Origin of the sequence: Parafilimonas sp., assembly GCF_047606085.1 — a bacterium.
Lineage (GTDB): Bacteria > Bacteroidota > Bacteroidia > Chitinophagales > Chitinophagaceae > Parafilimonas.
On sequence record NZ_JASGEX010000186.1, the window covers coordinates 1 to 8,769 of the forward strand.

Genomic DNA, 8,769 nt, shown 5'->3' on the forward strand with positions numbered 1-8,769 from the left:
CAACTGCTACTATCAAATAATCTGTATATAAATCTAACACTTCTGACTTTGTTATCTTCATCTCCAAAATTATTGTTTATTAATTTGCGTAACATCAGTTAATAACATGGATGCTTCATTCGTACAAGTTTGATTTTTCAATGGCCTCATGCCTGTCCGAACTTGCTTCGGGAGAACGCCTTGGTGTACCTGCCTCGCCGGCAGGCATTTTACGTGGGCGTTTCATCGTCTCCTTTTTTTTAACTGGTGCGATAATACTATAAAAATTACTAACTGTAAATAACCGGCTATAGCCTTCGCTTCATTAATTCATTACCAGCCTTTTCAGCGCATTGCCCGGTAAAGCCTTTTTATTTACGATCACCGAAATGGTATTAATAGCAAAATAGGGAATGCTAACATAGATGTAGCCTTTATAAGGCTCGGCTTCTCCCCATGAATTTTTCACAATAAAATATGCTTTGCCATTTTCGTCCTTTGCAATGCCGGTTATCTGCATTAAATGATCGTCCTGCGTTACCTGCCTGTCAAATAAATCCTGCCTTGCTGCCTGTGTGAAAGCTGGTTCTGTAAAAAAGGGAAATGCCGCAGAATCGCCCGCATTGGCCACCCATTCTGCAATGCCGGTTTCCTGCCTGAAGCCCATATTGCTTATATCCGCATCCCAGGTAAGGGTATATCCCTTTTCAATACATGCTTTTGTTGTGCTTATCAATTCGTCCAGGGGCAGGTTATAATAGATATTGCTGTTATAATTATCCGGTACCTCCATGGCAAATGCCGTGTAAAACGGATGATGCGTGAAAGAGGTGAGACCGATAAAATCAGAAGGTTTTTCAGAAATGTATGCGGCTGCGAAACTTTCGGGCGTATAATGTTTCCCCTGGTAATCAAATTCACCAGGCGGCCGGCCGAGATAACTGTTCAGAATCTGTACAAAACCATCTTTCCAGTTTAGAGGAATGGTATCAGGGTTGGCAGCCAGCACACTGTCGAGATAATTTTTTAACCGGCCGGCCATTTTATAGTTATGCGCCATGATGGTATCGCCGCCAATGCCGGGATAAACCTCCTGCGGCATAGCCCCGAAACTGGCAACAGCATTCAGCATATCCTGCCCAAGCCCTCCTTCTGTAAACCGCGTATTGCCCCGGCGGCGGATATATTTCACTGCTTTGTCTATGTATAAATTATACACAGTATAGGTTTCAGACAAATCCGGCTCCGGCAGCTTCTTCAGCAGCAGCTCGCTTTCGGTCATAGCTGTTGATGAATAACACCAGCATGTGCCTGAATGCCCCTGGTTTTTTACAGGCGTAGCTGCATTGTTTTTTATAACGGTAAAATGTTTTGTTTGTGCGTTTGTAACGGAAATAGTAATAATTAAACTGAAGATGAAATAATTTTTTTTCATTTAATACAGGTGATTTTAAATATTGCTTTGGTATTGATTCAGGCAAAAATAATTATTACAGGTGTTAACCTGGTTATGCTTATATGCATAAATTAAAACCGTTTATCTTTTTTAAAACCGTTTGCCATGCGTGGCGCGTATAAATATTTTGCCGAGGAAAGGAAAGCCATGCAACAGCTTTAAAACAAAAGCAGTTGAATTACTGCCCATTAACCTTTGCACGAGTCTGCCGGTTGCAAGCCTTACAGCAAACTGCTTTCGCCAAGCAGCGGTGTAGCCTGATTCCATCTCCACCCTCGAAATTTTTCTTTCAAGCAAACCATGCATTTCATTAAATGCAAGTTTGGCGGCATGCATGGCCATGCTCATGCCATTACCGCATAACGGCGTTATCATACCTGCCGCATCGCCAAGCATCAGGATATGATTTTCAACCTGTGTTTTTTTATCAAAGCTTATTTGTGAAATAGTAAGCGGTGCATCATATAAAAATTCAGATTCCGTAAAAAGCTTTTTTAAAACAGGGTTTCTATATAAAACGTTTTCCTGCATTTTTTGAATAGAGCCTGTATTGGCAGAAAGATTATCAGCAGTGGTTAAATAGCATAAACAGTATGTATCATCTTCCACAGCCGAGATGCCGCAATAACCATTTTTAAAATTATGCAATGCAATATGGCTTTTGGGGAAATCTGCGCGTACATGGTACTTCACGCCTATATAATTATTAAGCTTATCGGGTTTCTTCTCAGCAAAAGACCGCTTCCATTTTATATCGAGGTTGCTGCGCTTGCCATAAGCGCCGGCAGCAATGGTTGCCGTAAGTTTTCTTTTATTGGTTTGAATAATGTGATTGTTATGCTCAAAATGTATATCAGTTACTTTCTCTTCCGTATAAACTGCCACGCCGGCCCTTAAAGCAAGCTGGTAAAGCATATTATCTATCGTATAGCGGCTGATGCCAAAGCCACCCGTGTCAAGCTTAAAATCATACAGTCTCCCATTCATATCGCTTACCTGCAAATGCTTTATTTCAGGCAAATTCATATCGGCCAAAGGCAAGCCCAGCAGCATTACAAAATCATAACTTTCATAGCTTATATATTCGCCGCAAACTTTATGAAAAGGGTATTGTTCTTTTTCAAACAGTGCAACGGAATAACCTGCATCTGCCGCAAGCAAAGACAGGCAAAGCCCTGCCAGCCCACCACCCGCAATCCCTATATCATAATCATTTGCCATGCTTAAAAACAATAAGATAACGAAATGCCCATTTCCAGTTAATGGTATAATTTTTTATACCGGCCTTATTAAAAATATCAATCCATTCTTTTTTATGAAAACCACGTGCCACGCTTAACGGTGCATCGTTTTTAACAAGATAAGAAGATGAAAAAAAACGGGTAATGATTTTTATAGATTGATAGGCAAGCCAGTTACGTTGCAGATCATTTATAAAAAAACCCGTGCCTGTGTTTTGCTGCATAAACCAGAGCTGCGCCGTTAAATCTTCATCGCTAAAGTGATGGCAAAACAAGCTTGAAAAAATTATATCAGGCTTTGATGCAAATTTCACAGTTTTATAATCCTGTGTTAACCACCTTGCATTTTGTATCGTGCATTTTTTTTGGGCAGCTTCAATACATTCGGGCTTTATATCAATACCTGTGCAATTAAATTGAATATTATTTTTTTTACACCACTTATACAATTGATAAAGATTGTTGCCATCGCCGCAACCTATTTCGCAAACATGAATACTTTTTTTATCACCCAATAGTTTTTTAAAGCCATGTATGGTAATGGCATGCCCGCCAAGCCGGGCATTAATGGTATTTATTTCCTGCATATTCCGTTGTATATCTTCAAACGGAATATTATCCTCATCCAATAATTCCTTCCTGCATGAACGATGGCGCAGGTTTATTGTTTGGTGCATAAAAATGTTTCCATGGTTAAACCGGGGCCAAATGCTACGCCTAAAATATGGGCAGGCTTATCATCATCAAGGCACTCCATTATTTCTTTCAATACAAATAATACAGTGGGTGAAGACATGTTGCCAAACCGGCTTAAGATATCTCTTGAAAAACGCTGATCATTTTTATCTAGGTTCAACTGTTTTTGTATAGCATTTAATATTTTCTTACCACCGGGATGCGTGCACCAATGCGTAATGTCTTTTACAGATAAGCCATAATGTTGAACGGCTTCCTCAACCAGTAAAGTAATGTCCTGTTCAATTAAATCGGGAATATAGCTGCTGAGTGTAATAATAAACCCGCGGTGGCTCAGTTGCCAGGCCATATCCTTCTTGCCTTTATAAGACACTTTTGAATAAAAATTGCTCAACCGCAGTTTCTTGTCAGACTGGATTTTATTTGAGATCAATATAGCCGCACTGCCATCAGCAAAAAGAATGGAGCCCGAAACATTGTCGGGCGTATATTCTTTCTGAAAATGAATAGAACATAGTTCTGTGGCTACGATCAGCACATTGGAATCGGGCGTGCTGTCGCAAATAAGCTTCGCCAGTTTTAATGCATGCACCGCGCCATAACAACCCATAAAGTTTACAGATGTTCTGAAAATCTGCGGCCGCATATTCATGGCTTCTGCTATTTGCAGATCAAGGCCCGGCGCACTCATGCCGGTGCAGCTAACCGTGATAAGATGCGTTATATCAGCAGGAGAAAATTTGTTCTTTAAACAATCGTTAATAGCTGATATGGAAAGCGGCAATGCTTCGCGGTTATAAATTTTCATCCGCTCGTCGAGATCAGGTACAGAATCATCCTGCGACAGGGGAATAAGGTTCCGGGGCTTTCCTTCCGGTTGGGAATAATCGGGCAATACGGTATATCTTGTTTCAATATCACTTTGCCTGTACATAAATGCAAGCCGGCGAGCCTCTTTATCATCCAGCCCGTAAATTTCTTGCATCATGGATATTACATCCCTCTGATGAAAGCTGTGCTTTGGAACCGCCGTTCCTATCGAAATGATTTCAATCAAAGCTGGTTAAGAATTAAAATGGTTATAAATGCGGCATTCGTACAGGCGGAGGCAATTTTATTCATGCGCATAGTATGCTTAAAATCTGCGTATCCTGCATTCTTATTTACCTGTAAAAACCATACCGTAAAATATATAGCTACCGGAATGAAGAATATGAAAAGAATGAAAAATAATAAAAGCTTGTGTATAGAAAGAAAATAGACAAACAATATGAAAAATGCCAAAGTGTATATAATGCCGCAAAAAATAAAAGTTCCGGTTTCACCGAGCAGCATACTGATGGTTTCCACATGATCTTTTTCATCTTCTTTATACTGATAAATCTGGGTAATAGGGTAAAACCCGCCGATTAATAAGGTGGCACAAATACAGCCTGCCCATGGCACAACGTCGGCTGCATCGTTATTCACGGCATTAAATACAGTAAAAAAGATAAGCGAACCCTGGTTAAAAATCACAACAATATAACTTATCAGTGCATATTTCTTTAATCGTATCGGCCTGTAGCTGTACAATCTTGAAAACATAATGTAAATAAAAATGCACGTTGCAGTAAGCGGTGAGATCAGTAAGGATAACAATACGGCTGCCACATCCATTATAGCTGTAAAAACAAATAACTGGCTGGTTGGCTGCAAAGGATTTTTTATGCCGCCAATGCTCGTTGAATCCCTGTCCATATAACTGTTATAGCCATTGCTGGCAGGGTACACCAGTACATGAATTATCAGAAACAGCAATACGGCATGCGTTACATGTATACTTTCTACAAAGGATAAGGCGAACCAAAAAACAGGCATTAAAAAAAAGGAAAAGGGGATGCGGAGTAATTGTATAGTGGATTTCTGTATCAATAACAGCAGGTTTTAAATTTAAAATTAATGGTTATCAATTTACCTCAAAAATTAAACCTTGTTTAATATATCGGTAAAAAATGCCGGGCATTTCTTCAGGCGCTATCCGCTTATATTTGCCGTTTCAATTTTTGAAGATTATATGAAAGCGGGCTTTGTAAATATTTTCGGCAGGCCAAATGCGGGCAAAAGTACCTTGCTGAATGCATTGGCAGGAGAAAAACTGGCGATTGTTTCCAGCAAGGTGCAAACTACAAGGCATCGCATAAAAGCATTTCTTACAAGGCCGGGCGAATACCAGGTGATTTTTTCCGATACGCCGGGCATCATTGAGCCGAAATATAAGCTGCATGAACGCATGATGCAAAGTGTAAAAAGCGCTTTGGAAGATGCGGATATTGCATTGCTAATTGCCGATGCAGCAAAAGACCCGGATGAAACCAAAGAAACATTTCAAAGCCTTCGTTTAAAAGTTCCATCCATACTTGTGCTGAATAAGGTTGATAAATTAAAGCCGGCACAGGTTAAAGCAGCGATCGAAAACTTCAAACAATCAGCATCATACAAAAAAATAATCCCGGTTTCGGCTTTAACACACAGTAATATTGATACGCTTTTATCAGCTATTATTGAATTGCTGCCGGAGGGTGAAGCTTTCTATAATGAGGAAGAAATTACCGATCTGCCAACTAAATTTTTTGTAAGTGAAATCATCCGGGAGAAAGTGTATGAATTATTCAGTGAGGAAATTCCGTATCAGACAGCGGTTATTATTAATGAGTTTAAAGAGAAAGAATCGCTGATAAAAATTCAGGCGGATATAATTGTACAACGCGAAAGCCAGAAGGCTATCTTACTGGGTGAAGGCGGCAGCATGATTAAAAAGCTTGGCACTTTGGCAAGAACAGAAATTGAAAACTTTCTTCAGCAAAAGATATTTTTGCAGCTCTTTATTAAGGTAAAACCAAAGTGGAGGGACAACGATTTAAAATTGCGGGAATATGGGTATTAGCGGCCTCCCCAAACCCCTCCAAAGGAGGGGTTTTATAAGAGGCTGCAATTTTATAGAAACTTTATTTTATTACGTTCTTTAAAAAGTCCTTCCCTTAGGGAAGGATATAGGATGGGCTTTATGGGATTCACAGTAGCAATAACAGGAAGGCCGAATGTTGGCAAAAGCACATTGTTCAACCGTTTGCTTGAGCAGCGCAAAGCCATTGTAGATAATGTAAGCGGCGTTACCCGCGACAGGCAATATGGCGTTGCCGACTGGAATGGCAAGAACTTTAATGTAATAGACACCGGCGGTTTTGTGCCCGACAGTGAAGATATCTTTGAAACAGAAATTCGCAAACAGGTTAAGATTGCTATTGATGAAGCCAATGCCATTATTTTTATGACCGATGTTTCAACCGGCATAACATCGTTGGATGAAAGCATGGCTGAAATATTGCGCCGTTCAACCAAACCTGTTTTTCTTGCTGTAAATAAAGTGGATAATTCAGAACGGCAATTAGACGCTACAGAATTTTACAGCCTGGGTTTTGATAATATCTTTTTCATCAGCAGCATGAGCGGCAGCGGCAGCGGCGAACTTTTAGATGCCATCACCGAATTAATTCCGGAAGAAGAATCAGATGCTGTTGCAGCAGAGAATGAATTGCCCCGTTTTGCAATTATCGGCCAGCCCAATGTTGGCAAATCATCTTTATTGAATGCACTGGTGGGCAAGGAAAGAACGATTGTGAGCGATATTGCCGGCACCACGAGAGATACCATTCACACACATTATAATTTATTCCAGAAAGATTTTATACTGATTGATACGGCTGGCTTGCGTAAAAAGAATAAGGAGAAAGATGACCTTGAATTTTATTCTGTAATTCGTGCTGTAAACGCAATGGATGAAGCGGATGTTTGCATTCTTGTGCTTGATGCAGAAAAGGGCATTACCGCACAGGATGTAAATATCTTTTCACTGGCGGCACGAAAAGGCAAGGGTATTGTTCTGCTGATGAATAAATGGGATTTGATTGAAAAATCAACCAATACGGCGAGGGATTATGAAAAGCAGTTGAAAGAAAAGATTGCGCCATTTACCGATGTGCCGGTGCTGTTTATTTCTGCCAAAGAAAAAACACGCATTTTCCAGGCTATGGAAATTGCATTAACAGTATATGAAAACCGTAAGCGCAGGATTGCCACCAGCAAACTGAATGAAATTATGCTGAAGGCTGTTGCAGCGCATCATGCACCGGTTGTTCGCGGCAATACGGTTAAAATAAAATACATCATGCAATTGCCAACGGCAGTGCCGTCATTTGCATTCTTCACGAATTATCCTGACGACATAAAAACGCCTTATAAGAATTACCTGGAAAACCAACTGCGTGCTTCTTTCGATTTTAAAGGCGTGCCGGTGAGAATATTTTTCAGGAAGAAATAGTTTTTCCTGAACGAGGTTTCAAGATTACAAGTTAAGATCATCCTGTTTACACATGGCCAAGGTTTTTAACTTGTTTAAGTTTGATGTAAAGTGGACTAATTAATATTTTGAGATGCCGGGCCATTTTATTTTAGCCCGAAGGGCTGGAATTTGAATAGCCCTTAACAAAGTTGGGGGTAATATGAACCAAAGCAACCCCGCTTGCAGGGTTGAATGTCTTGAAAACTAATGTAAATTACAAGTTTAAATAGCAAGCTTTTATAACCAATGAAACCGAGCATGATAATTTTTCTCACACAGGGGAATGTGCATAGCGAGGTTCCATGAGACCATTGAAAAAACAAACTTGTACGAATGAAAATCAAACATAATGGAACAGAAGACCATATTCATTTTTTTCAGGCCTTCACCCTTCAACATCACTTGCTGACTATATTAAAGATATAAAAATAGCCAGCAATGGCTGGATAAAAGGCAGCAGTTTATTTCCGGGCTTTCAAGGATGGCAGGACAGTTATGGCGCTTTCACCTTTTCGATAAAAGAAAAAGATGTCATTATCAATGATATCAAAAACCAAAAGCAGCACCATCAAAAAAAAAACATTCTATGATGAATTCAGGAGATTGCTTATAGAGAATGGTGTTGAGTTTAATGAAAAAAACTGATTTAATCTGCTTCATTCAACCCCGCCTGCGGGGTTGCCTCGCTCATATATGCCTTTTACCCTGAGTTGGCACTCAGGACTCTTCACATTATAGCCCTTCGGGCTTTCCTGGCACCTCAAAATATTAATTAGCCTTTTTTTATTATGTTGTCGTATATGCCGGACAAAATATAACACAAGCATGCAGTTTTTAATTGCCTAAATAAATCATCGTAAAAATTTGCCCGTAAAAATTTAAGCGCTACCTTAGAGACTGTCTAGAAATGAAATGTAAAAATACCCTTATGTGGATAAGTGGATAAAAAAGGCTGTGGCTTAATGGAGGAAAGTCGTTTTAAAAGATTCACCAAAAAATTTTAAAATGACAAATTA

At 39.7% G+C, this 8,769-nt stretch carries 7 protein-coding genes; 2 read left to right on the forward strand and 5 right to left on the reverse strand.

What is annotated here, in order from left to right; genetic code table 11:
* Positions 1–304 precede the first annotated feature (304 nt).
* The 5 genes from QM629_RS16290 to QM629_RS16310 all read right to left on the reverse strand — a co-directional run bounded on the left by QM629_RS16290 (position 305) and on the right by QM629_RS16310 (position 5,286).
* Positions 305–1,414 (reverse strand): C1 family peptidase, encoded by a 1,110-nt coding sequence (locus QM629_RS16290; protein ID WP_415160952.1) that lies wholly within the window; start codon positions 1,412–1,414, stop codon positions 305–307.
* A 111-nt stretch (positions 1,415–1,525) separates the two neighbouring features.
* Positions 1,526–2,656 (reverse strand): NAD(P)/FAD-dependent oxidoreductase, encoded by a 1,131-nt coding sequence (locus QM629_RS16295; RefSeq protein WP_415160953.1) that lies wholly within the window; start codon positions 2,654–2,656, stop codon positions 1,526–1,528.
* Positions 2,646–3,353 (reverse strand): methyltransferase domain-containing protein, encoded by a 708-nt coding sequence (locus QM629_RS16300; protein WP_415160954.1) that lies wholly within the window; start codon positions 3,351–3,353, stop codon positions 2,646–2,648. Before QM629_RS16300 ends, QM629_RS16295 begins: the two co-directional genes overlap by 11 nt.
* Complete coding sequence (locus tag QM629_RS16305) at positions 3,338–4,429, reverse strand: type III polyketide synthase (RefSeq protein ID WP_415160955.1); 1,092 nt, start codon at positions 4,427–4,429, stop codon at positions 3,338–3,340. Before QM629_RS16305 ends, QM629_RS16300 begins: the two co-directional genes overlap by 16 nt.
* Positions 4,426–5,286 carry a UbiA family prenyltransferase gene (locus tag QM629_RS16310; RefSeq protein ID WP_415160956.1) on the reverse strand — a complete coding sequence of 287 codons (861 nt, stop codon included), beginning with the start codon at positions 5,284–5,286 and terminating at the stop codon, positions 4,426–4,428. Before QM629_RS16310 ends, QM629_RS16305 begins: the two co-directional genes overlap by 4 nt.
* A 58-nt stretch (positions 5,287–5,344) precedes the next feature.
* Here QM629_RS16310 and era point away from each other — a divergent pair, with 58 nt between their 5' ends.
* Complete coding sequence (gene era / locus QM629_RS16315; RefSeq protein ID WP_415160957.1) at positions 5,345–6,298, forward strand: GTPase Era; 954 nt, start codon at positions 5,345–5,347, stop codon at positions 6,296–6,298.
* 120 nt (positions 6,299–6,418) lie between these two features.
* Entirely contained in the window at positions 6,419–7,732 is a 1,314-nt protein-coding gene (der, locus tag QM629_RS16320; RefSeq protein ID WP_415160958.1) for a ribosome biogenesis GTPase Der, read from the forward strand.
* Positions 7,733–8,769: the final 1,037 nt, after the last annotated feature.

Bases quoted from the DNA above. Each gene is read 5' to 3' on its own strand.
- QM629_RS16290 (WP_415160952.1), bottom strand. From the start codon at position 1,414: ATGAAAAAAAATTATTTCATCTTCAGTTTAATTATTACTATTTCCGTT.
- QM629_RS16295 (WP_415160953.1), bottom strand. From the start codon at position 2,656: ATGGCAAATGATTATGATATAGGGATTGCGGGTGGTGGGCTGGCAGGG.
- QM629_RS16300 (WP_415160954.1), bottom strand. From the start codon at position 3,353: ATGCACCAAACAATAAACCTGCGCCATCGTTCATGCAGGAAGGAATTA.
- der (WP_415160958.1), top strand. From the start codon at position 6,419: ATGGGATTCACAGTAGCAATAACAGGAAGGCCGAATGTTGGCAAAAGC.